Source organism: Providencia sp. PROV236, from assembly GCF_033676985.1.
Classification (GTDB): domain Bacteria; phylum Pseudomonadota; class Gammaproteobacteria; order Enterobacterales; family Enterobacteriaceae; genus Providencia; species Providencia manganoxydans.
Window position 1 is genome coordinate 443,817 of sequence record NZ_CP096297.1, and the last position, 25,571, is coordinate 469,387.

At 40.2% G+C, this 25,571-nt stretch carries 20 protein-coding genes; 7 read left to right on the forward strand and 13 right to left on the reverse strand.

Annotated features, from left to right (window positions below; genetic code table 11):
• Positions 1–5 precede the first annotated feature (5 nt).
• Entirely contained in the window at positions 6–1,499 is a 1,494-nt protein-coding gene (locus tag M1E96_RS01870; protein ID WP_319069171.1) for an SEL1-like repeat protein, read from the forward strand.
• A 44-nt stretch (positions 1,500–1,543) separates the two neighbouring features.
• On the opposite strand, the gene lysC is transcribed toward M1E96_RS01870, so the two are convergent.
• Positions 1,544–2,920, reverse strand: coding sequence for a lysine-sensitive aspartokinase 3 (gene lysC / locus M1E96_RS01875; RefSeq protein ID WP_070925793.1), 1,377 nt, complete (start codon positions 2,918–2,920; stop codon positions 1,544–1,546).
• 382 nt (positions 2,921–3,302) lie between these two features.
• Between lysC and pgi the strand changes: the two genes are divergently transcribed.
• The 3 genes from pgi (at position 3,303) to ubiA (ending at position 6,729) form a co-directional block, all read left to right on the forward strand.
• On the forward strand, positions 3,303–4,949 hold the full coding sequence (pgi, locus tag M1E96_RS01880) for a glucose-6-phosphate isomerase (protein WP_272581341.1): 1,647 nt from the start codon (positions 3,303–3,305) through the stop codon (positions 4,947–4,949).
• A 386-nt stretch (positions 4,950–5,335) separates the two neighbouring features.
• A complete protein-coding gene (ubiC, locus tag M1E96_RS01885) occupies positions 5,336–5,842 on the forward strand; it encodes a chorismate lyase (RefSeq protein ID WP_272581340.1) in 507 nt (168 codons plus the stop codon).
• A 32-nt stretch (positions 5,843–5,874) separates the two neighbouring features.
• A complete protein-coding gene (gene ubiA, locus M1E96_RS01890) occupies positions 5,875–6,729 on the forward strand; it encodes a 4-hydroxybenzoate octaprenyltransferase (RefSeq protein WP_272581339.1) in 855 nt (284 codons plus the stop codon).
• 319 nt (positions 6,730–7,048) lie between these two features.
• Here ubiA and M1E96_RS01895 read toward each other — a convergent pair whose 3' ends face one another.
• Both M1E96_RS01895 and M1E96_RS01900 read right to left on the reverse strand, forming a co-directional pair.
• Positions 7,049–7,801, reverse strand: coding sequence for a ZirU family protein (locus M1E96_RS01895; RefSeq protein WP_272581338.1), 753 nt, complete (start codon positions 7,799–7,801; stop codon positions 7,049–7,051).
• 43 nt (positions 7,802–7,844) lie between these two features.
• Positions 7,845–9,941, reverse strand: coding sequence for an inverse autotransporter beta domain-containing protein (locus M1E96_RS01900; RefSeq protein ID WP_272581337.1), 2,097 nt, complete (start codon positions 9,939–9,941; stop codon positions 7,845–7,847).
• 615 nt (positions 9,942–10,556) lie between these two features.
• Here M1E96_RS01900 and M1E96_RS01905 point away from each other — a divergent pair.
• A protein-coding gene (locus M1E96_RS01905; RefSeq protein ID WP_319069321.1) for an IS3 family transposase occupies positions 10,557–11,767 on the forward strand; the annotation gives its coding sequence in 2 pieces (ribosomal slippage) (positions 10,557–10,905 and positions 10,905–11,767; 1,212 coding nt in all).
• 80 nt (positions 11,768–11,847) lie between these two features.
• On the opposite strand, the gene plsB is transcribed toward M1E96_RS01905, so the two are convergent.
• Positions 11,848–14,328, reverse strand: a complete 2,481-nt coding sequence (gene plsB / locus M1E96_RS01910) for a glycerol-3-phosphate 1-O-acyltransferase PlsB (protein WP_272581176.1) — start codon at positions 14,326–14,328, stop codon at positions 11,848–11,850.
• A gap of 125 nt (positions 14,329–14,453) precedes the next feature.
• Between plsB and M1E96_RS01915 the strand changes: the two genes are divergently transcribed.
• Together M1E96_RS01915 and lexA are read left to right on the forward strand one after the other, a co-directional pair.
• Positions 14,454–14,828 carry a diacylglycerol kinase gene (locus M1E96_RS01915; RefSeq protein ID WP_070925775.1) on the forward strand — a complete coding sequence of 125 codons (375 nt, stop codon included), beginning with the start codon at positions 14,454–14,456 and terminating at the stop codon, positions 14,826–14,828.
• A gap of 116 nt (positions 14,829–14,944) precedes the next feature.
• Entirely contained in the window at positions 14,945–15,562 is a 618-nt protein-coding gene (gene lexA / locus M1E96_RS01920; RefSeq protein ID WP_070925773.1) for a transcriptional repressor LexA, read from the forward strand.
• Between the two features lie 234 nt (positions 15,563–15,796).
• Here lexA and zur read toward each other — a convergent pair whose 3' ends face one another.
• The 9 genes from zur to M1E96_RS01965 form a co-directional block, all read right to left on the reverse strand.
• The gene (zur, locus tag M1E96_RS01925) at positions 15,797–16,318 is read right to left on the reverse strand and encodes a zinc uptake transcriptional repressor Zur (RefSeq protein ID WP_272581175.1); all 522 of its coding nucleotides are present in this window, start codon (positions 16,316–16,318) and stop codon (positions 15,797–15,799) included.
• Positions 16,319–16,976: 658 nt separating this feature from the next.
• Positions 16,977–17,456 (reverse strand): hypothetical protein, encoded by a 480-nt coding sequence (locus M1E96_RS01930; protein WP_369096985.1) that lies wholly within the window; start codon positions 17,454–17,456, stop codon positions 16,977–16,979.
• A complete protein-coding gene (locus M1E96_RS01935) occupies positions 17,457–18,401 on the reverse strand; it encodes a helix-turn-helix domain-containing protein (RefSeq protein ID WP_319068254.1) in 945 nt (314 codons plus the stop codon).
• Positions 18,402–18,876: 475 nt separating this feature from the next.
• Complete coding sequence (locus M1E96_RS01940) at positions 18,877–20,886, reverse strand: TonB-dependent receptor plug domain-containing protein (RefSeq protein ID WP_369427344.1); 2,010 nt, start codon at positions 20,884–20,886, stop codon at positions 18,877–18,879.
• A gap of 128 nt (positions 20,887–21,014) precedes the next feature.
• Positions 21,015–21,860, reverse strand: coding sequence for a ModD protein (modD, locus tag M1E96_RS01945; RefSeq protein ID WP_272581170.1), 846 nt, complete (start codon positions 21,858–21,860; stop codon positions 21,015–21,017).
• Positions 21,857–22,675 (reverse strand): bifunctional 2-polyprenyl-6-hydroxyphenol methylase/3-demethylubiquinol 3-O-methyltransferase UbiG, encoded by an 819-nt coding sequence (locus tag M1E96_RS01950; RefSeq protein WP_272581169.1) that lies wholly within the window; start codon positions 22,673–22,675, stop codon positions 21,857–21,859. The genes modD and M1E96_RS01950 overlap by 4 nt, the downstream gene beginning before the upstream one ends.
• A 10-nt stretch (positions 22,676–22,685) precedes the next feature.
• Entirely contained in the window at positions 22,686–23,453 is a 768-nt protein-coding gene (locus tag M1E96_RS01955; RefSeq protein WP_272581168.1) for an ABC transporter ATP-binding protein, read from the reverse strand.
• Positions 23,450–24,454: an iron ABC transporter permease gene (locus M1E96_RS01960; protein ID WP_319068259.1), complete on the reverse strand. Its 1,005-nt coding sequence runs from the start codon at positions 24,452–24,454 to the stop codon at positions 23,450–23,452. The genes M1E96_RS01955 and M1E96_RS01960 overlap by 4 nt, the downstream gene beginning before the upstream one ends.
• A complete protein-coding gene (locus tag M1E96_RS01965) occupies positions 24,451–25,488 on the reverse strand; it encodes an ABC transporter substrate-binding protein (RefSeq protein ID WP_272581166.1) in 1,038 nt (345 codons plus the stop codon). The genes M1E96_RS01960 and M1E96_RS01965 overlap by 4 nt, the downstream gene beginning before the upstream one ends.
• Positions 25,489–25,571 lie beyond the last annotated feature (83 nt).

A 25,571-nucleotide genomic window follows, 5' to 3' on the forward strand; every position in this document is an offset into this window, starting at 1 on the left:
GTTATATGCATAATGCCGGTGAATGGACTGAACTGATGAATTTACGATCTTTAATGCTGTTGCTTTGTTTAGGTAACGCAGCTTTTGCGCAAGCAGACACAACAGAGATGCTCTCTGTAAAAGAAAAGCAACAGTCGCCAGCCTCCCTTACCGCACCGCAAAATAATCTTCCAGAAGAATTCATTAATAGACTAAAAGAAGCTGAATCAGGCGATGTTGATGCTATGCTCGATATCGGGCTAGTGTATATGGATGGTACTGATTATCTTCCTGTAGACTCAACAAAAGCATTTACTTGGTTTAAAAAGGCATCTGATATTGGTAACACCGATGGTGATTACTATTTAGGTCTGTTAGCGCAAAATCAGCAGAAATATGAAGAAGCTGCGCGTTGGTACCGTCAAGGTGCAGAACAAGGCGATGCGTATTGCCAATACGGGTTAGGCTTTTTATACGAGCGCGGCTTAGGTGTTAAGCAAGACTATAAGCAAGCAAAGGCATGGTACTCTGAGGCGGCTGAACAAGGACAATCCTATGGGCAATTTGCATTGGGTATGTTTTACCATGATGGGCTTGGCGGTGATGTCGATTATAAAAAAGCGAGGGAGTGGTATGAAGAAAGTGCCCAACAAGGTGTTGCTTCGGCGGTGAATAATTTAGCGGTATTGTATGAAAATGGTGAAGGTGTAGAACAAGATGAAGAAAGGGCCATTAATCTGTATCGCCAAGCTGCCAATATGGGCTCCGCCACTGCGCAAAATAATATGGGGGACTTTTATTATGAAGGCCACCGTTTAATTGAAAAAAATGACTATCAAGCCATTTATTGGTACAAACGAGCGGCTCTGCAAGGTAATTCAGATGCGCAGTTTGCCATGGGTAGGGGTTATGAAAAAGGGAACGGAATAGGTAAGGATTTGGTCAGCGCTTTTGATTGGTATCGACAAGGCGCTGATAATGGCTCAGCACCTGCCGCCATGAAGGTTGCTGAGTTTTATGAGCAAGGACTCGGTGGCGTTAAAGCCGATCATAATAAAGCCATCGAATGGTATATGAGTATGGCAGACGATGGTATTCCTGAAGCACAAATAAAATTGGCCGAGCTCTATCTTGCAGGCCAATTATCGGATGTTGACAGCCAAAAAGTGGTGAGCTGGTTACTTGCCTCTGAAAAGAGTAATGTGCAATCTAAAAACCAACTGGCTCTGTTTTATTTAACGGGGACTGGAGTGCAACAAAACGAGCAGAAAGCCCGTGAATTGCTACAGCAATCGGCATTTAAAGATGTGAGTGATGCACAAAATAACCTTGCGGTGATGTATGCAACAGGACTTGGCGGTGAGAAAAATATTTTCCGTGCCATGATGTGGTTCGAGCGTGCAGCAAAAGCGGGTAATAGTGCCGCAATCGCCAATTTAAAGTTACTGCAAGAGCATCAAGGTGTGACAGCATCAATGCTGAAATATACCGATAATGTGCAAAAATTAATAAAAAAATAGTCAAAAATGGCGGCTTATCATACTAGCCGCCTTATTATCTTCAATCACTCAAATAAATTAGAATGGAGAGTGCGTACAATTTCTTCTGCATCGGCACCGGGTACTAATAAGCAGATATTATGGCTACTTGCGCCATAGCTGATCATTCGAATATTAAATGATTCCAATGCGCCGAAAATTTGTTTTCCTAAGCCATTCACTTGCGACAGTTCATTACCAATAATGGCCACGAGAGCCAGATCTTCTTCGACTTCCACACGACATAATGCAGAAAGTTCCGTCATCAGTGAATTGGTCAATAGGCTACCATTGGTGCCTGTAGAGCCCGTTGTATCCAATGTTAGAGCAACACTCACTTCGGAAGTGGTGATCAGATCAACAGAAATATTATGGCGTAATAATATGGTAAATATTTCAGCCAAAAAGCCGCGTGCATGGAGCATTTTTAGGCTATGCAAGGTCAGTAAGGTTTGTTTACGACGTAATGCGAGTGCTCTAAATTGTGGGGCGTTGACTGTTTTATCGCAAACGAGTGTGCCACCAGCCTCTGGATCTTTACTTGAACCGACAAATACAGGGATGCCTGCGCGTACAGCGGGTAATAATGTCGCTGGGTGAAGAATTTTAGCGCCAAATGTAGCCATTTCAGCGGCTTCATCAAAAGCAATTTCATCGATACGTTGAGCAGCGGGAACCACACGTGGGTCGGTGGTGTAGATACCCGGTACATCGGTCCAAATATCAACACGAGATAAATTGAGCACTTCTGCCAGTAATGCAGCGGTATAGTCACTGCCTCCACGGCCTAACGTGGTGGTACGGCCTTTGCTGTCCTGACCAATAAAGCCTTGAGTGATCACTAAACTATCTTGCAAACGTGGCAATAATTGTAGTTGTGCTGCTTCCTTCAATTGCAGTAAATCAGGTTCGGCTTTGCCAAAACTACCATCGGTTTTCATGACTTTACGAACGTCAAACCACTGTGAGTTTGCACCACGCTGGCGGAGGACTTCAACAAACAGTAAGGTTGACATGAGCTCGCCGTGGCTGACCATTTCATCGGTGAGAGCATCAGATGTGGCAAGTGATGCTGAATCCGCTAAATGTGCGATATTTTCTAATAAACGATCAATTTCTTCGCGTATGACATCGGCATACTGTAACTTATCAATAATAGCATATTGAATATCTTGTACTTTTTGCAGTAGTTGATTACGTTTATCTGTATCACAGCCTTCGGCAAGTTCAATTAACAAATTGGTGATCCCCGCTGAAGCGGAAAGTACCACTACGCGAACATGGCTGTTAGATAAAACGACGTCAGCGCTTTTATTCATTGCATCAAAATTGGCCACACTGGTGCCACCAAATTTAGCGATAATGAATGGACTATTTTCTGACGAAGACGCTACTGCATTCATGATATCAATCCCTTTAGGCAAACTATTTTGCATATAGAAATATCGGGTTAGAGCTATGGCGTCAATGAAGAATCGATGTTAATCAGTAATTTTAATGATGAGCCATTTATTATCGTTTTTCCCGATATACTCGTCATACTTCAAGTCGCAGCGTTGTTGACTACGCTACGCTCGCCGAGTCACATAGTTTATCTATGCTCCCCGTCTATCTTCGCTTGTCGCCTAGCTGCACCATGAATTATTTAGAGTAGAGTCGTAATAAGCTCTGGAAAAATTACAAAAAATTGACCAATATCTTAACTATCACAGGAAACTGATAGGTCGTGATGCCTCGAAGAGTTACAATTTATATTTATTACAAATATTTTGGAGAGTGTTATCCATGAAAAGTATTAATCCAAGCCAAACGGCAGCATGGCGGGCGCTAGAACAACATTTTGCGCAAATGAAAGATACCCATATGCGTGACCTGTTTAAGCAAGACAATAATCGCTTTACCAAATTTTCTGCCACATTTGATGGGCAAATTTTGGTGGACTACTCCAAAAACCGAATTACTGAAGAAACGCTGAATAAATTATTAGCATTGGCTCAGGAAACTGAACTGAAAAGTGCTATCGACAGCATGTTCAGCGGCGAAAAAATTAACCGCACAGAAGATCGCGCTGTTTTACATATTGCATTACGTAATCGTGACAACACACCGATTTATGTCGACGGCAAAGATGTGATGCCAGATGTCAACGCTGTGCTAGAAAAAATGCACAAATTTAGTGAGCGCATTATTAGCGGTGAATGGAAAGGTTATACAGGTAAAGCTATCACAGATGTGGTGAATATTGGCATTGGTGGCTCTGATTTGGGACCATTCATGGTTACAGAAGCATTGCGCCCTTATAAAAACCATTTGAATATGCATTTCGTTTCCAACGTTGATGGAACGCAAATAGCTGAAACGCTCAAACCGCTAAACCCTGAAACAACGTTGTTTTTAATTGCATCAAAAACCTTTACCACTCAAGAAACTATGACTAACGCGCACTCAGCTCGTGATTGGTTATTGGCAGTGGCAAAAGACGAACAGCACATTGCAAAACATTTTGTTGCGCTGTCGACAAACAGTGAACAAGTTGCGAAATTTGGTATTGATACCGCAAATATGTTCGAGTTTTGGGACTGGGTTGGTGGTCGTTATTCATTGTGGTCGGCGATTGGTTTATCCATCATTCTTTCAGTCGGTTATGACAATTTTGTGCAGCTGCTTGAAGGTGCCCATGCAATGGATAAGCACTTCACACAAACGGCTTTTGAAAATAACATTCCTGTATTGCTAGGTTTAATTGGCATTTGGTACAACAACTTTTTTGAATCGGAAACTGAAGCGATTCTGCCATATGATCAATATATGCATCGTTTTGCGGCTTATTTCCAACAAGGGAATATGGAATCAAACGGTAAATATATCGATCGTAATGGTCATAAAGTGCCTTATCAAACAGGGCCGATTATTTGGGGAGAGCCGGGCACAAATGGCCAGCATGCTTTCTATCAATTAATTCATCAGGGAACAAAAATGATCCCTTGTGATTTTATTGCACCAGCAGTAACGCATAACCCGTTAGGTGATCATCACGACAAGCTATTATCGAATTTCTTTGCGCAAACAGAAGCGTTAGCATTCGGTAAGACTCGTGAAGTGGTTGACGCAGAATTTGCAGCACAGGGGAAAAACCCAGCAGATATGGAGTATGTGGCGCCATACAAAGTATTTGAAGGCAATCGCCCAACTAACTCAATCTTACTCAAAGAGATCACACCTTATTCTTTAGGTGCATTGATTGCGATGTATGAGCATAAAATCTTCACTCAAGGCGCGATCCTGAACATCTTCACGTTTGATCAGTGGGGTGTTGAGCTAGGTAAACAGCTTGCTAGCCGTATTTTACCTGAATTAGAAAGTCGTGATGAGGTGAGTAGTCATGATAGCTCAACAAATGGATTGATTAATTGTTATAAAACATGGCGTTAACCTAGTTTGTTATTCATGACAGCCTACCAATAGGGTAGGCTGAAGTTGCTGACGAAGCGGGATAAAAGCGTGGTTTTTCCCGCTTCGTGTTATCAGCCAAAAATCAATAAATTGATTTTCCTTGTTTATTGCAAAAGCCTTAACGACTACCAATACACTAGGCTGTAGTTTATTAATCATTTCAATATTAATGATTTTTGTATTATCGCTAACCTATTAGTAATTAAAAATTTTATTACGGTTAGTTTTCAAATTGTGTTGAATTTATGACTTTTTAACTAAATTGTTAGTTATCTTTAACCTTGCAGCAAAACAACGTGATATCCTTTATAGTTAAGAACCAATATGATGCAATACCACACTATATGGTGGTGGAATTATAAGTAATGGATGAAACGCTTTTTGCCCCTCGCCCTATAACTTGGTTATCTGAGACTGATGACCTTGTTCCTGATAATATTTTAAGTTGGTTGTATGAGCAGGGGTCAATGACGAAACGCCTAGAGCAGCACTGCCAGCGGGTTACTGTCATACCTTATACACAACGCTACGTAACTTTGGACGCTTTGAGTGAAGAAGAGGCGCTGAGTTTACCTGTCAGTGAATATTATTGGTTACGTGAAGTGATTATGTACGGTGATAATATTCCATGGTTATTGGGAAGGACGCTAATTCCGCAAGAAACACTCACAGGCGAAGACCAACAGCTAGTTGATATCGGCGCGGTACCATTGGGGCGTTATCTGTTCAGTCATGATAATCTGAGCCGTGATTATATCCAGATAGGGTTGCAAAATTCGCGATGGATCCGTCGCTCCCTATTAAGGTTGTCTGAAAAACCATTATTATTAACAGAACTATTTTTACCTGAATCACCTGCTTATAAAATATAGAAAATAAAAGGAGCACGACAGTGGAGGGAAGTATGGCGCTAACTAAATGGCATGCCTACAGCCGTTTGATGCGAATTGATAGGCCTATTGGCTCATTGTTGTTGTTATGGCCAACCTATTGGGCACTATGGATTGCAGCTCAAAGTATCCCCAGTTTGCACATCCTGATTGTGTTTACTGCTGGCGTGTTTTTGATGCGCGCCGCAGGGTGTGTGATAAATGATTTTGCTGATCGCCATTTTGATGGACATGTTGAGCGAACAAAACATCGACCGTTGCCAAGTGGCGATGTTACCGAAAAAGAGGCAAAAATATTGTTTGCTGCTCTCGTAGGGCTTTCGTTTTTGCTTGTTCTGACACTGAACGCAATGACTATCTGGCTATCAATTGCAGGGCTGGCACTCGCATGGATTTATCCATTTGTTAAACGTGTCAGTAATTTACCTCAAGTGGTTTTAGGTGCGGCTTTTGGGTGGTCGATCCCTATGGGGTTTTCGGCCGTCAGTGAGTCCTTACCTTTTGTTTGTTGGTTACTGTTTTTAGTTAATATCTTGTGGTCAGTGATTTATGACACACAGTATGCGATGGTTGATCGTGATGACGATTTAAAAATAGGTGTGAAATCAACGGCAATTTTATTTGGTCAGTATGACAAATTGATTATTGGGGTTTTACAAGTCGTGATGCTTGGTTTGCTGGTAGCGATTGGTTTACTTGCCCAATTAGGTATCACTTATTATGTTTGTTTGTTGCTAGCTGCGTTATTGTTTGTTTATCAGCAAAAATTAATGGTCAATAGAGAACGAGCGCCTTGTTTTAAAGCCTTTATGAATAATAATTATGTTGGTTTTATATTATTTATCGGGATTTTTTTAAGTTATTGGTAAGCAATCTGACCTCACGTTTAAAAACGTGAGGTTTGTCATTTTTTGTGACAGGGTGTGCAAATTACCTCTGTTCCTTCACGGTTCTGACCATATTTTACTCTACTCATCAATGCATGCTCTTAAAAAGAGATTATGGCATTGATTTCATCACAAAAGTGGATACTCCTCCTTCTATAATTAGCCCCGTTGTTTGAGTTATTAAACGCATAAAAAGGTTAATCACTCTCTTATCATTCAGTTTATGAATATTCTCTACCGCTGGTGTTGCTTATGATTAAAAAGCACCACAATGGGATAGTTCTGTTATCGGTAATACTGATTATGGGTTAGAGACGATGACTTGAATTTTCCGTTTCTGGTCAGTTCCTTTTATCGTGTACTCTGATGTGGTTGCATTCATGATGTTCGTGTATCTGCCAGAACTCACTGCATCTTCAATCTGCCACTGATAAACCAGACTATTATCACAGGTCGCGTAACAAACGGTATTGGCTTTTAGTTTCTCGCCAACTAAAGGTTGTGTCCCTGAGATGCCTGAGATACTCACTGATTTGGCGATATTGCCTTCTATTGTGGTAATGCCTTTACCTCCCGATATCGCGTTATTTTTGATATCTCTGTAGGTTGTTGCCGGTACAGACAAGCTCTTTGACGGCTCAGTAATGGCGGGATCAGTGCTTGCGACCGCTTTGACCGTGATCGTTTTACCTAGCAACGCCGCGGTTAGTTTCAGCGTATCGCCAGTCGTGCCGTTAATGATATTGTCGTCTTCATACCATTCATAGAGGATGCTTGTCTGCTTATCGCCATCTTCATCACTGAAAATAAAGTCTGAAGCTTTTAAAGAATCCCCCAGACCTAATATTCCGTCCCCGTTATCATCACTGGCTTTGACTGTACCTCCTTTTAGCTCTGGCGCATGTCCGATAACTGGTTGGGTCGCAGGAGAGGTAATCGAGACAGTGGCTGCTAGCGCTGGTGTAGTGACAAGCAGATTGAGAACGACACTGACACACAGGATCGATAGTTTGCCTTTGCGTATTATTTGGGTTTGCTGTTGGTTCATGTTCATCTTATTTTTACCTTATATTTTTTTAAATGCTTTATGGTCATATTTATTGTGCCGTTACTCGCAATCTGCGCTTTTGCATGTCTGTTGTGACGATATAGGTAGTGGTTGTTGCACCACGTATGGCTTGATACCGTCCTGACCCTTGGGATGTTTCGACTTCCCATTGCCAGAAAGTGGGTAGAATACAGTTGATTTGGCAATCTGGCGTGGCGGTTAGGCGATCTCCTACAACTGGGTTTCCTACGATGGCAATACCGTTACGAAATATTTGTATCCCTATGGGGGCTGCTATCACTTCGACTGTTGCTGAAGCGATACGGATACCATCTATCTGTGGATTAAGAATGAGAGTGCCGAGAAGTTTTCCGGCTGTTACTGTGCTGGTGTACACACCGGGTGCGGTTTCTTTTAATTCGGTTAACTTAATGCCACTTTGCGAAGGCGATAGAGATGATGTGCCTTTTGGTATCGTGAAGGTGAACGGTAATTGAATAGATGAAGCGAGCCCAGTCACTGGTGCGTTTTGTTCATCTCGTATTGTCAGAATCAATACCTCGGATTGATCTAGATTCAACGTACCGGAGCCTACGGTTAAATGGGAATGGCAGGCAGAAAGCCCCGCATCCACTATGACCTTTATATAGGCAGGTGGGGACGAATTTCCCTTCTCATCCCATGCGTTGGCGCTCAGGGTATAGGTGTTGGTGGTGCCTGCCTGCCAAGGAGGGAGATGGATCAGCCAAGCAGTAAGGCTTTTACCAACAGACAGGATTTTCCCTCCTTTGGATGAAAATTCTGTCTGTAATCCCCATTCTACGCGTTCAGCTGCGTATTTTGCTTTCAAAATTATGTTGACTAACTGCTGGCTAGCGCCTCGACCACGGACTTCTTGTGGTAGTATCAGGCTGATAAGCTCCTGCTTACGGTATTCGAGTACAATGTTGTTATTGCGTTCAACCAATGCCATTCGGTTACTCGGTAGTGTGCGTAGGCTTGCTACTGATACAGATGACACTTGCTCATTCCAAGGCACACCTAATGAATAGGTAAGCTGCGCTTCAAGTTGTAGCTCATTGACTCCCTTTTCTTTACGCCAATCAGCCCCGAGGGTAATCAATGGGAAAGGTGTGTAGTTCACTCCAACCGTCATTGCTTTTGGAGCTTGACTGCGAATATCGTTGTCTTTCAGTGCGACTTCATTCCCGAAATACTGTTCGTATTTTAGTTTAGCTCCGAGTTGAGGGTAAGCGGGTAACCAGCTACTGGCGGTGATATCAAATCCGTTGGCGGGGCGTTCGTCGTAGTCATCAAAATCTCGCGATTGATGCCAATTGTTGAGCCGTAGATATCCATTGGCAGAGAAATGTAGATAGTCGGACCACAACTCTGCCCCGATGCCGATCCGACGGTTGTGACCAGTAATATCGATATCGTAGAAGGTGTTTACACCATACATCCATGGATCACTGAAGCGGCGGATCCCGCTACCTAAGTTCAAGGTTGTGCGATCATCAAAGTTACGACCACCGAACTGGGTAAATACTAGCCAATCTGGGCTTTGATACATCGGTAACAGTATATCTGCTGATATGGCGCTTTGTGATAGCTTATTTGTTTGTTGTACTCCTATTTGTGCCGTACCATATTGGTTCAACCAGTTCTCTATTGTTGATGAGGCTTTGGTAATAGCTATATTTTGGGCTTGTCTAGAAAGGTATTTTTCGGCACTTTGTGTGTTTATTGCGTCGAAAAAGCTAGGGGCACGACGAGATAACCAGTCCTGTATTTTATGATCTGGTTTATCAGCTAAATTTGTTACAGTTGTATTTTTGACTCTTGTTTTTTTCGGGGGTGTGCTCGGAACATCAATTTCATCCCCTGCGGATAACGTTTCAAATGGGCGAGTGAACTTGCGCGTTTGATTTAGCGTTTTCAGTTCCTTCAGCGTCAAATTATACTGATGAGCAACACTATCAACAGTTTCACCCGTTCGTAAGGCGTAAGACTTTACTTCCACTCCATCCACAAATTTCGCAGCAAATACTGAATTGGTCGGTATGATGGATACCAACAGTAACATTGGCAATAATAAATGTACCTGAGATGATTTGAGACTGTAATAGTTAATACCAAAAGTCATGTATCTATCCCTTTCGTTAAGGTGATGTCTCCGTAATGGGTATATTTCCATTACTAATAACTGGGTAATAAATACTAATTACTTTACTCAGATAGGTCTGTTATCAAACTATTTAAATAACAACGATAGCCGAACGTTACAAGGAGATAAATAATAATAGTATAATGAGCTAGATAGATATTGAGCTTTAAAAATAACCTACTGTTATATAATAGTATTATTTTTTTTGTTAGAGGAGGGGGATCTGAATCGATACGGATATTTTTCTTTGAATATAATAGATATATTGAGATTAATAATAAAAACTCACTGGTTTGGATTAAATAAAAAGTAATCAATAGCGGAATTAATTAAGGAAGATTGATTTACTATGAATTAATAAAATCTTTTTATATTCGCTATACTTTAAGTGACATGTTGTTAATTCTGCTGATTGCATTTTTAATTATTCATTTATTTGTGCAATTAATATCTGATATAGAAGGCGGAAAATGGTACTAGTAATGTTATCTTTGATGACTAAAAGCCCCACGTTTTAACGCGGGGGCTTTATTTATAAGGGTGACCGGTCCTAAATAAAGTTGACACTTTTCCAATCTAAAATTGGAGAGTGTAATGAAACCAATAGGTAAACGAACTCAACGTGATTATTCTCTTGCCTTTAAACTGGCGGTTGTTGACCAAGTAGAAAAAGGCGAGCTCACCTATAAACAAGCTCAATATCGATATGGCATACAGGGGCGTTCAACTGTTTTGGTTTGGTTACGTAAGCATGGTAGATTAGATTGGTCGGAAGGTACGCCCAATACTCTTTATAAAGGTGCTGCTATGAACCAAACCTCGGAGCAACAAACACCTGAACAACGCATTAAAGCCCTTGAAAAAGAGCTTGAGGAGATGCAGCTCAAAGCTGATTTTTTTGAGGCGGTTGTCAAAGTGATGGATAGGGATTTTGGAGTTCGCCTCTCAAAAAAGCGCAAAGCCGAGTTATTAAGGAAAAAACGGTTGAAAAACTCACCGTAACCAAAGCTTGTCGTTTTATGAAAATCACTCGGCAAGCCTATTACAAACGTCAAGATACGTCTGATAAGCGGAAAAAATTAGATGCAATTATTGTTTGTGCTGTGAAATCTGAGCGAACAGTTCACCCTAGGCTTGGGGTGAGAAAATTACACTTTCTTTTGAAACAAAAACAATTAATTATTGGTCGTGACCGATTATTTTCTTTGTTGAGAGAACATCGCTTATTAGTGCCTAATAAGCGGTCATATCATCGAACAACATTGAGTCATCATCGATTTCATCGACATCCAAATTTAATTAAATCAGGGTTTATCCCTTCACAACCGGAGCAACTGTGGGTTGCTGATATTACGTATTTATCCACACACGAAGGAGATACTTATTTAAGTCTGATCACCGATGCTTATTCGCGAAAAATAGTGGGTTATCATCTTGATGACAATATGAAAACAAAAGCCGTCAAGAAATCATTTGTACAAGCATTAAAAAAACGAAGTTCAACCACGACCTTGATCCATCATTCAGATCGAGGCTTACAATACTGTTCGTCGGAATATCAGGAAATCCATAAAAAACATAATATTCAATGTTCTATGACGGATGGCTATGACTGTTATCAAAATGCATTAGCAGAGCGAGTCAATGGGATATTAAAAATGGAATATTTGTTAATAAAGCCGAGAAATTTAGAACAGGCTAGGAGGTTGGTTGAAGAATCAATACAGATTTATAATGAAAGGCGACCTCATTTATCATTAAACTATAAAACGCCCGATGAGGTTCATCGAGCATTTTATACCTGAAAAGTTGTCAACCTATATCAGGACTAGTCAGGGAATATGAATAGTATTATGCCCCGTTTTATTTCTTTATACCCAAATCGCTAGTCTTGTTTTGATTTCTCGCTCTCTTTTTCCGCAGCGCGCTCTTCTGGCTGGCTAACGCTTTCGATAGTTAGACGTATTTCTGGTGACATTAAGCGAGCAATCACTGCGTACAGTTTTTTCGCATTTGCCGTGAAAATATCATTATCATCATTATCGATATAGCCTTCTTCGCGTAATGTTTCTACTAGTGTTGAGAATACGGCTTTATCAAAAAACTCAGGCGCGTTGATGCCATGCAATACAGAAAGACGCTGAGCTAACATACGGCTCTCTTTTTCTAATGTATTACGGCTAATTTCAGGACTCGCATTGAGCAGAGATAATGTGATGGCATAACGCTGCAAGGTTTCGCGAACCCCGGCGGCTAATAGCTGTAATGGGCGGATACGGCGTGGATTTAATACCACAATATCGTCTTCTTTTAGACAGACTAACTTTTGACTGGTTAGTTCATCTATCAAAGTGTCAACCACTTCAGTTAGCGACTCACTGTTATAACGCATAAACAGCTCAGCTTTGAGGAATGGGTAAATTTGCCCAACCTGATAATGGATCTCTTGTCGGCTGATACGTTCATTGTGCAGCAGAATACTGGCAATAAGTGAGGGGAGTACCAGCAAGTGATGGATATTGTTACGGTAGTAAGTCATCAAAACGGCATTTTCTCGAGGGAGAATAATGATATCCCCCATGCTGTCTTTTTCAACTTCGAATTTATCCATTTGTAGTGCGTGCTCTAACAGTTGCTCAGCCGTTTTATTTGGCGTGGTAGCATCTGCGGTATAAGGCGCATTACGCAATAGTTGTAGATAGCATTCAACTTGCTCAATTAATTGTTCACGAGTTAATGAACGTTGACGTGAAGCGAGTAATGCGGTTGAGCAAAGGTTAATTGCATTTGCTGCTGCTGCATTATTGATATTGACCATAATGTTATCAGCCAAACCACTGACAACAGGGTTTAACCAACTTGGACGCTGTGGCTCAATAGGGTCAATGGAATCACGCCAATGAGGCACGTGCTTAGTTAAATATTGGGTGAGCGATATCGGTTGACCAAAGTTCACATAGCCTTGACCTAAGTTACGTAATTTACGTAGGCCACGGATCATTGAGAAAAAGCCTTCTTTTTCTTTTTCTGCGCCACGTAACTCTTTGGCGTAGGTTCCCACTTCCATAACGTGCTCATAGCCAATATAAATTGGCACTATGGTGATAGGACGAGAGTCTCCACGTAGCATGGCTTGCAAGGTCATCGATAATGTCCCTGTTTTAGGTTCAAGCAAACGACCAGTACGGGAGCGACCACCTTCGACAAAATATTCAATCGAGTAACCACGTGCAAACAATTCACTCAGGTATTCGCGAAAAACAGTTGAATAGAGCTTATTTCCTTTAAACGTTCGGCGAATAAAGAACGCACCAAGACGGCGGAAAATTGGCCCAGCAGGCCAGAAATTTAAGTTAATACCCGCTGCAATATGCGGTGGAACCAGCCCTTGATGGTAGAGAACATATGAAAGCAGTAGGTAGTCCATATGGCTACGATGGGAAGGGACATAAACGATTTCATGGCCATCTTGTGCTAATTGGCGTACGCGCTCTGCGTGCTGAACGTTGATCCCTTGATATAAACGGTTCCACGTCCAACCAAGTACTCGATCAGTCAATCGTACAGCTTCATAAGAAAAGTTAGCCGCTATTTCTTCCATCATACTCACAGCATTTTGCTGGGCTTTTTTCAATGGTATTTTTTTGCTGCGAGCTTCGTCTTCAACCGCTTTTTCAATTGCTTTTGAGGTCAATAATTTATTGAATAGCTCTTGGCGTACAGGAAGTTTGGGGCCGACAGCCGCAAGACGTTGGCGTGAGTAATGAATGCGTGCAACACGTGCCAATTTATTCGCGATAATGGTATCTGTACCATGCTCTTGTGCCATTAATCCCATCGAGACAATCGGTGAAAATCGCACAAAGCTGTCTCGCCCAAGCCAGATGACGGCGAAGAATTTTTGAATACCATTGAGCAAACGTAATGGCGGTGCAGGAGTATGCCCTTCACGTTCACGCCCAGGAGCACGACCAAACATGACAGACGCAGGCAATAGCTGAATGTCGAGATTCGGATTACTGCGATGTAAGTCTAGGTAGGCATGAAATATTTTTACCGACTCTTTACGCGGATCTGGGGAGTAGTAGCGAAAGACCCGCGGGCCATCATCAATAAAGACGTAAGCAGGTAATTTAGTCCCGTTGATGTCATTATCGACTAAAGGATCAGGCAAGCCGATAGATAAGCATTGGTGACGTAATGTTAAAAGGTCAGATTTTGAATGGTAAGGCAACACATATAATGTGGGCCGAGTCGTGTCCAGCTCAAGCTCTGAAATTGGGTCCGTTGGAATTAATTTACTCTTTACCAGTAATTTAAGTGGTAAATTCAACGTGTTGTAATATATTTTACGCCATAGTGACATAAATGATTATAGCCTCTTGTTAACAATGCTTTGTAAGCATACCAGAAATCAACGGGTAAATCTGTTACTGACAGTTAACTTTGACCGCAAAAAATGATGAACGTTTGTAAGTTTGAGGAATAAATATGGCAAACCAAACTAAGGGATTCACCCGTGTAATTAAGGCTGCGGGGTATTCTCTTAAGGGATTAAAAGCGGCATGGGTGCATGAAGCGGCATTTCGCCAAGAGGCGGTAGCTGCGATCTTTGCGGTAATTATTGCTTTATATTTGGACGTCAGTTATGTCGATCGGCTATTACTGATTAGTTCTGTTGTGCTGGTAGCTATTGTAGAGTTAGTTAATAGTGCAATTGAAGCGGTTGTCGACCGTGTTGGTAGTGAATACCATGAATTATCGGGACGAGCAAAAGATATCGGTTCGGCGGCGGTATTTATCACAATTGGATTGGCGCTAGTTATCTGGGCTACAGTATTGTGGCAGCGTTATTTTGCTGGTTAGTCTTAAAGTGTCGGTTAGTCTCGATAAATGTGGCACTTCCGTGATTTAAGTGTTTCAAATCTTCATTTACCTGTATATACTCACAGTCTGACTGTATAAACAAACAGGGGAACGAGATGAAAGCACTGACGGCTAGACAACAGCAGGTTTATGATCTGGTGCGCGATCACATTTCTCAGACGGGTATGCCACCTACACGCGCTGAAATAGCAGCAAGCCTTGGTTTTCGTTCGCCTAATGCGGCAGAAGAGCATCTTAAGGCGTTAGCGCGTAAAGGGGTTATTGAGATTGTTTCTGGTGCTTCTCGCGGTATTCGTTTACTGCTTGAAGAAGAGAATGATACTCAAGGGCTTCCTCTGATTGGCCGTGTAGCTGCGGGTGAACCATTATTAGCTCAAGAGCATATAGAGAGCCACTATCAAGTTGATCCAGCACTTTTTAAACCACATGCGGATTTTTTACTGCGTGTGAATGGTATGTCGATGAAAGATATTGGTATTATGGATGGTGATCTGTTAGCTGTTCATAAAACCCAAAATGTCCATAATGGGCAAGTTGTGGTCGCACGAATTGAAGATGAAGTAACGGTAAAGCGTTTTAAACAACAAGGTAATCGTGTCGAATTAATCGCGGAGAACGCTGAGTTTGCACCTATTATTGTCGATCTACGCCAGCAAAACTTCACGATTGAGGGGTTAGCTGTGGGGGTGATCCGTAATGGTGAATGGTGCTAAGATTGCATCGTAAAGATGATTAAAATGTTGCTGGCAGATTGTACCCATTAATGTTTTTGGGGATCTGCCCGCGATATAAGTGTTTATTTTTCAATTTAAAGCGTGATGGGTAGGAAAACGGATGGTTTAATATAGCCTATCAGCCTATCAGCCTATCAGCCTATCAGCCTATCAGCCTATCAGCCTATCAGCCTATCAGCCTATCAGCCTATCAGCCTATCAATAGCTCTTTTTTTAAGTTTTTTTCTTTGTTTTTACTGAGGGCTGTTGATGATCATGATCGCAATGTTGATGATCTCGGCAATTCACGATTTCGCTGCAAGCTTGGCATACCCCATGATTTTCTACCACAGTATGACGTAGCTGAAATTGATTTTGTTTGGCTAATTCTAAAATGGCAGCTTCAATTACCCCACAATCACTTTCGGCGACACTGCCGCAATGATCACAGATTAACATTACTGATATATGACTCGGGTTATCAAAATGATGGCAAATAACATAGCTATTAGTGGATTCTATTTTATGAATAAAGCTTTGTTCCATCAAAAACTCTAAAGCACGATAGACAGTAGGGGGTTTAGCTTGTGGTTCTACTTCACGGAGCAGGTCAAGTAAATCGTATGCACTGATGGCTCCGTGTTGTTTAGCTATCAAACGTAAAACAGTTTCTCGCTGCGATGTGAGCCTAACACCTCGAGCTCCACATAACCGCGCAGCCATTGCGAGCAACTTTTCTTCATTCATTTTTTTCATGGTCGAGAGCCCTACTCAAAACTGTTATTGCTGTTGAGGGTAGTCTACCATAATTTAGAAATATCTAGGTAATCCTCGCATTTTTAATGAAAGTTACCAACAAGTTTTAGTTCTGTTGCTTGCCACTCAATAATTTGATTTAGAGATGGTATAACTCAATTTGGGGAAAAGGTGCCTTATTAAGCCAAACTCATTGAGCATCAGGGCATACTCCATTAACAGTGGATGAATCAAATAGTAAGCAACATGAATTCTGTTCGGTCGTTTGTCATAAAGCGATATCAGCCAAATTATATAAAATATGAGCGATAACTATATTCATTTATGTTTGATATTAGGTTGGATATTAATTTTGTATCAATAAGGATTATACAATATATACTCGTCATACTTTAAGTTTCAGCGTTGTTGACTACGTTCACTCACGCCCGTCACATAGTGCTCTATGCTCCTGGCGATTCGTTCACTTGTCGCCTAGCTGCACCTCGAATTATTTAGAGTATAAAAGTTAATGTTAACGTTCCCATTTATACTAAGTCAACTTTAGTGACTAATGAAACAGTTATTCCTAGTATATTTAGTAAATGAATTATCCTTGCTATGGTTACACTAAAATAGTGTGCTTATTATTTTTTCATGTTGCTAGTATTTTGATTTTTTACTTTTCTACGTAACAAGTAAAAGATGAGTAAGCTTCATCTGTTAGAATATAAATATCATCATCCATTTTAGTAATGCTAACGTAGTAGTTTATCTTTTCTTCTTCTAACTGAATAAAGTTGGCAAATAACTCTTTTGGCACATTATCTGAGTTTGTTATAGATAGTTGGCTAAAATGTATGGAATAATGATGATTTTTATCAATTGATTGAAAGTTAAAGTATATAGCTCTATCTAAGCGATAAAATACATTGTTTTGTTTTATATAGCCATACATCTTTATTCTACCAGTATTATCATTGTCAATGAGAATATTGGTTTTTGATTTTAGTATCAAGCCTTCATCTGTTCCGTTATCTTTTATCCATAAAAGTTCTGAATGACACATATTAATATTATGGCTTTTTTGATGAAGAAAAACTGCCGTAAATAAGGCTGAAAATACAGCAAGCAAAGATAATAAAATATACTTTTTCATTTAAATTCTCTGATCATTGATCGAGACACAGTCATATTGAGTATTTTTTTCTTTACAAATACTGATAGAAAGGTTTTTATCAGCAGGCTGCATATTGTTGGGTTCTGAAAGTAAAATGATGCGTTTCGGCTGATTACAATCAACATTATATTTATCAAGTTTTCTATTGATAAAATCGAGATGATCTTTAGATGAATTTTCAGCTAAATGAATGGGGATCTGAATAATACATTGAGCTCTTTGGTTCACTGCAATGTAGCCATTCATTTGCATACTGGCATCAGAATCTTTTATAAAATGAAAAGTTAACGTTAATGAAACAGTAACAATTGCAATTAAAATGAATAAAACATAATTTTTTCTAATGTTTTCTTGTTTTTTAACAGGTTGAGTTAATGCGGTTTCATTCTTATTTTCTTGGTCAACAGTTAAGAATTCATGAATCTCAGCATTTTTGTTTGTTATGCTTTGATTATCATGTGTTTTATTAGGATTAATACTGTTCTCATCGTGATGAACAATATTAGTTGATTTTGGTTTGTCACCATAATGTATAAATTCCTCTTCTGGTAAGCTAGATACACTATTTTCTTGGGTGATTATTTCTACTGTTTTACAGTCAAAGCGAAAACCTCTTTTAGGTACTGTAACAATAGATTTTGGATCAATACCAATAAGCTCAAATTTTTTTCTTATTTCACTAACATAGGTGTTTAAGTTATTGTTTGAGCCTACTAATCCATGTTTTTCCCAAACATTGGTAAGTAAATCATCTCTGGTCGCTATTTGGGACTCTTGATTTAGAATAATTATTTCACTCAATAAGCGGGATGCAGGCTTTGAAAGCTCAATAAATTGATCTGTCTCATTATTTAAAAAAATGAGACACTTTTCAGTCTCAAAAATAAATTTATTATTAATGAGATAGTTTTTGATCTTTGTCATAAATGTAGCTTACTCTCTCTAATTTTAACTATAGAAAAATTTGATTTTTATAATAAAAGGAAAAAACGTTTTAATGGAAAAATTGTTAATTTATATGTTTTTTTATAAATATTTGTAATGCATGTAGTTTAAATAGGGATGCAATTAACTTCAAGTATTGAGCTATGAGCTTTTTTGAATCCTGAGTTCAAATATATTGAACTGAGAGGTGCAATGGAGTTATAGGGTGTTTTTTTTGCCGTTGGATGGATTTTTATTCTTAATAAAGAAGTATTTCATGTGTAAAAAATATATGTATCTAAAATATAGGTTTGGGTATCATTGTTGTATTATATTTGGCTATTTATTAAGAATGGTCTTAAGTGTTAATACCTATATATTTGGATGTTATTTAATAATTTTAATTTAAGATAGAAAATTAAAATGATTTCTAATTAGGTAAGGAGGAAAAACTCCTTACCTTACCTAAGTCATATTAATAATTATATTCAATACCCAACCAATAATTACGGCCCTCTTCTATATAACCTTTTGTATATTGATATGATTTATCGAACAAATTATTTATAGATGTATTTACGGAGATACCTTGACCTAGATCATAATCAATACGAATATCTGTTTTAGCAAAACCACGTACTTTGTCATTATTATCAATATAATTAAAAGCCCAACTTCTTGCTTCCTCTGTTATTGTGAAACTGAGAGGCTCATAAGGAGTGAATTTGACCCAGACAAATGCCTTGTGTGACGGTAATTCAGCAATATGTTTTACGCTATAATGCTTTGGATCTGCATGAATATAACTATAATTTAGACCAATGGACATCCAATCGGAGATTTGTCCATTACTGCCTAGATCAATACCCGCGTAATTCACTTTGCCACTATTTCTATTTTGATAAACATCTGAATCTTCTGTGGGATCATAGTACATATAATGAGCCATAATCGCGTCAGAAACATGATTATAGTAAGCGCTTGCATTGTAGGACCAATTAGGGGTGATATAGCCTTTATAGGTTAAGTCATAGGTAAGTGCGCGTTCGGCGTCAAGATGAGGGTTGATCACAAAGCTATCTTTATTTTTCATCTTGTTTTTGGTGTAGCGCTCTTTTTGTGTCGGGAAACGGCTTCTATCTGAAATAGAAAACTGTACAGTATCATTATTGTCTAAATGGTAGCGCGCCATCAATTCCCAGTTAAATGCACGTTGGCGATTGTCATCATAGGTTTCGATACCAGTAACAACGTTTTTTTTATTGTACAGGTAGCGTTTGCCATCATCACTACTGCGCCAATCAAAACCAATTCCACCGATAATATCTAGCTTGTCAGTTGCAACCCATTGGTATTCAGTCGCAACTGACCATGTTTGATCTTTGTAGCGATCATAGGGCACTTCTTTATTGCTACGAGCACGGTGAATATCCTCTTTCCAATGCGCAGCAAAGGACAGCATATCGAGTTCACGAAGTGTAAAATCAATACGCATATCAGCACCATTACTGTAGTCGTCATAATGGCTGTAGTTATATACCCCATTTTTATAATCTTTGACGGATTTGTATTGGTGAAGGGTATTGGTGAATTTATCGTGATAAAGGCGGCTTTGTAATGCAATATCGTTCGTAAGTTGAGTATTGCCATTAAAGTAAACGCTTTCTTTATCATATTCAGGCCATTGCCAAATCTGTTGTTTTGGGCTGTCGGCATTTGGTGCGCTATTTTTATCGCCATCTTGTTTTAAGTACGTGACGACATACTCATCAGTTTCTCTGGGGGTCCAACCCATTTTAAGCATAAGACGTTTATCATCTGTTGCAGAATTAGTGCGACGGCCATGGGTGCCAGCGAGTGGATTATTGTCTTCTGATGCGGGTAGGCCCATAAAGCGTTGTTTATATTGGCTTCCACTGATTTGAATAAAACCAAGATCATTGCGAGCACCTAAACGAGCACTGATATTATGTGCATTATCTGCACCACGAGCAAAGCCTTGATTCAGGTTAATATTAGCTTCTAACGGTTTTTTTGGGGTTGCAGTGGTTAAGTTGATAGCGCCTCCCATCAGGTTTGGTCCTTGTAGTAAAGAGGTATAACCTGTTGATAGCTCGACGCTGGATAATTCACTGGTCATAAAACGACCTAAATCTAATGTGCCATCATAAGGGACATAGGTTGGGATCCCATCAAAGAAGACTGGAACCTGACGGCTATCGAAACCACGTACGTTAACTTGCGTTTCGTTACGGTTGCCTGATTTTTGGATCACAACGCCAGGCATGGTACTCAGAGCTTGAGCAACATTGGTTCGATTTAATTGCTGCATTTGTGATTGGGTAATGACATGTTCATCAGCAGCAAGTGGCGTGCTCCAAACTGTCATAACATCACGATTGATTTTCTCTTCTGTCGTTTCCGCGAAGCTATGTGTTGTAAATAAAGCCATCCCAACCAGATAGGTAATTTGTTTTATTTTCATTATGAAATTCCAGTTTATATAATTCGATATATTATTTTTTATATAACGATAGTTAGCGTTTATTTAATTAAGTGAAAACCCCCAGCCAAATTGGTTGTAGTTTCGCTTAAGTTAGGTTGTTACTTGGGTTATGAGGTGGAAATTTTTACTTTAATATCTCTAGGTGGTGCGTAATAAGGCGCTGATGTTATAAACAAAGCAATACCCGTTTGCGCATATTCATTGATAGTTTGTAGATTGATCCCGCCAGCCGCTGATAAACGGCAGCTACGTTTTTGTTTAAGGAGGTTCTGTTGCAACTGGCGGATCAATGATGGGCTGAATTTATCCAGTTGTACAATATCGGCACCTGCTTCAATAGCAAGGGTGGCTTGTTCATAATTGTCAGCTTCAACAATGATCTGTTTTTCGGGTGCGGCCGCTCTCAATGTATTAATGTGCGAATACCAATCATCTGGCGCAGCAAGGCATTGGCGGTGATTAGTAAATAACAAAATACTTTCTGCACTACCTGCTCGATGAATAATCGCTCCACCAGCAACGATAGCTGTTAATGCGAGTGTTTTTGTACCGGGGATCGTTTTGCGCGTACAGGCCAGCTGGGCATCAGGTTGATATTGCTTAAGGATAGTCACCATTTGGTGGGTGTAATGGCTAACACCACAACACCATTCTAAGACATTTTGTACGGCCTTCCAGCCTTGATGAAGTGTTTCAACGGTACCTGAAGCAATAATCAAGCAACTTTCTGCCTCTACGATTTCACCATCTCGATAATTGCATTGATGTTCAATACCTAATTTATTAAGCATACGTGATGCGATTTCCAGACCACTAATACATCCGCCTTGTCTAGAGGTAAATGTCATGGTAGCGGGTTGATGATGTAACCCCAATGAGCGTGTTGTGAGGTCACCATATTGAATATCATCAAGTAGTAATTGATCAATTAAGCTATCAGGGAGATAAATCATGGCGTGAGATCCTCTTGTGGCACAACATCCCATGATACCATTGCCCAATTGCGAGAAGGATAGGCGATTGGTTTACCTGCACTGACTCTTTGTTGGTAGTATTGGTATAGTTTTTCAGTCTCTTCGGCGGTTAAGTTTTTCAATGACCAATTAACGCTTTCTTTAAAGGCTTCAAAGCTATCAAAGCCGCCTTTATCAGGGCTATCGATAAACTCCACACGAGCATGAATGCCCATTTGATGTAAAATATTCACCGCATAAATATAGGTTGGTAAACGTACCACTTCACGGCCAATAAATCGGATGATCTCTTCATCAATAAAAGTGGGATTAACGGTGTGTGTGGTGTAAACACGCAGTTTTGCTTGGTGGTTGAGTTTCAGCAGGGCTTGTTTAAGATCATCGACGAGTGTTGAACGTGATGCAACAGCGATATCAACTTTAGGTAAATGTGCCCAGCTGTCTTCCCACGCGAGTTGCTCGAACTGGGCATGGTGAATATTAAGTGCTTGAGCACGTTGTTGAGCGGCCTCTAACATGCCCCGACTATAGTCAATTCCTATCACTGATGTGAATTTATCCGCTAAATTTAAGCAAATGGAGCCCGGACCACAACCAACATCTAGCAAAGTTTCGGCATCAGTATCATTAATCAATTCACGAAAACGGACTAAATAGGGATCTTGAGGGTTAGCACAAGTTTTTGCCATTTGTTGTGCTTTTTTATCCCAATGTTCTGGCTCTTTGCGTGAGCGCTGTGCTTGCTGCATATGTTGTTGATACATTTTTGCAAAATCTAATTGATCAATAAGCATAACCTTGGCCTTAACAAGTAAAATGAGAGGGAAATTGAAAATGAGATGCGATGCTCTGTTCATCAATTGAATAGAGATCTGCTAAGTTAGTAAGCGTTAACATATCTTTTACTGTGCCTTGGGAAACACCAAGCTGTTTATTAAGTAGGATCACATTATCTGCAACAGCAGCGGCATGCTGTGGGTGATGGGTTGACATTAAAATAGTAATTCCATGCTGCTTAAGTTGTTCTACTTGTTGTAATAAGCGGATTTGGTTCCCAAAATCAAGGCTAGCAGCCGGTTCATCCATGATCAGCAGCTGTGGATTTTGTACTAAGGCGCGTGCGATCAAAACCAGCTGTTTTTCGCCGCCACTTAGCGTGCTATATAAACGCAATTCAAGATGCTCAATGCCCAATTTCTGAAGCTGATAAAGAGCCAATGCTCTTTCTTTATGACTCGGAATTGAAAAGATTGATAGTTGCGTGGTGAACCCCATCATGACCATATCAATAGCAGTGAAATTAAATGGCGTATCATGTGCTTGAGGTACGTAAGCAATCACTTTCGCTATATCTTGCTGCTTATAAGACTTTAATGATTTTTGAGCGAGATAAATATCACCCTTTATAATGGGAATTAGGCCGAGTAAGCTTTTAATTAGTGTCGTTTTACCGCAGCCATTAGCGCCTAATAAACAAGTGATTTTCCCTGTCAAAAGTGACAAATTAATGTTCGTCACAATGGCATGATGATGATAGCCAATAGCAACATTTTCTAATGTCATCAGGCTCATTTAACTCTCCTTGCCTGCAACAGGATTGCTAAAAAGAAAGGCGCACCGACAGCCGAGGTTAGTATACCGAGCGGCAGTTCAATTGAGGCGATACTACGTGCCAATGTATCAGTGATCAGCAACATAATTGCACCAATCATCATTGATACAGGGAGCTGATAGCGAAAGTTAGCGCCTACTATCATTCGGGTTATGTGTGGGACTATGAGTCCTATCCAGCCAATAATACCTGCAATAGAAACGGCACTAGCGGTAATTAAGGTTGCTGAAACAATAAAAATACCACGAATTAAGCTGACATTGATCCCGAGACTTTTAGCTTCTTCATCAGATAAACTCAGTAAATTCATACGCCAGCGTAACAATAGCAACGGAATAATGCCTATTAACATAATAGGTAATGCGGATAATAGATCGCTTTGAGTAATAGATGAAAGACCACCAAGCAGCCAAAAGGTAATAGAAGGTAGTTGGGTATAAGGATCGGCTAAAATTTTCATTAAAGATATCGCAGAGCCACATAAGGCGCTAATAGCCACCCCAACTAAAACGAGGGACAAAATGGGGTCGTGCTGGCGTGCCATTCGAGCAATTAGACAAACGAGTGTGACAGTCAATAACCCACCAATAAAAGCGGCTAATTGGATATAAATCAGTGATTGTCCAAGGAATATTCCAATCACAGCACCAACCCCAGCACCAGCTGAAACCCCTAAGATATCTGGAGACACTAATGGGTTACGGAACATGCCTTGATAGGCAGCGCCAGCAATCGCTAGGCCGCCCCCAATCATAATTGCTGCTAATGTTCGAGGAAAACGAATTTGCCAAAACACAGTGTGATGACGTGGATCTTCAATCGCGATTTGAAAACCTAATTCTGAGAAGAGCAAACTCAATAGTTGATTTAGAGTAAGTGAGTACTTACCATTTATCAATGCAGCGATAAAACAAATAATAAAAATGGCCGCTAAAAGAGACTGTTTGGCAAGACGACTCATGATGATCTCATTAATTTATCAATTTGCTCATCTGTGAGTGACGAGTGATAAAACAGTGCGAAAAATTGTTTAATATCATCATGTATGCTTAGCGCTAGCTGTTGATCAAAATGGCTTTGTAGACGGCGCATACCTAATAAACGATTCACACTTGGAGGTCCATCTAACCAACCAAATGGCATGCCACTAAAGGTGAACAAACGGTTAGATGAAATAGCATTGAGCCCTTTCCATAATGGTGAGCTGTGGATAAATTGAACAGCTTCTTCATATTGGGTAATGATAATATCAGGGTTCCATTCGTACAGTTGCTCCATAGAAACTTCGGTCAATCCTTTAAAGTTAGGCATATCGGCCACATTGCGTAAACCTAAAATTTCTATCGCTTCGGTGTGAATTGAACCTTTAGTGCCCGTTTGGAGCCCTTTAGCCCCTCTCGCTAAATAAAAACTTAATGTATTGGTCTGATTTTTTTGCGCAAACTGTTTGGCACTTTTGAGGTATTGTTCGGCAAGGTCACTAAGTTGTTGCGCTGATTGTTGGACATTCAAGAGTTGGCCTAATTGGCGTAGCTGCTGAGGGGAGTCTTCTAGTCCCCCCGCAATCAGCAGATAGGCAATTCCCGTTTGTTGCGCTACTTTTTCAGCTTGGGAACGATATGTATCATCAATATTGCCTGTATCAAGGATCAGTTGAGGGTTATAGTCGAGTAGTTTTTCCAGAGAAAGCGTACTACCACGTCCCGCTAAACGTCCATATATCGGTAATTCTCTCCATGGTTTAGCAAATAAATCGCTATGATTTTTTTGTAAATTAATAGAGGAGAACCCTACCATTTTTTCTGGTGCTAAAGCGAATAGAAGGAGATCAGATGGTGCGCCTGAGCTAATGACACGTTGAATTTGGCTCGGTTTTGGCAATTGACCAAACAAGGCTTGTTCGACCGTACTAGGAGTTCGCCCACAAGCAGGGAAATAATAAAATGCAGCTAATGCGGCACAGGATTTGATAAAGTGTCGGCGATTGATTCCCATAGCGCTAAATAATGACTCGTTATATTTATTTGTATATAGCGCGAAAATTAGCGGAGTCATGCTGTAGAGTCAACTACAAAAAA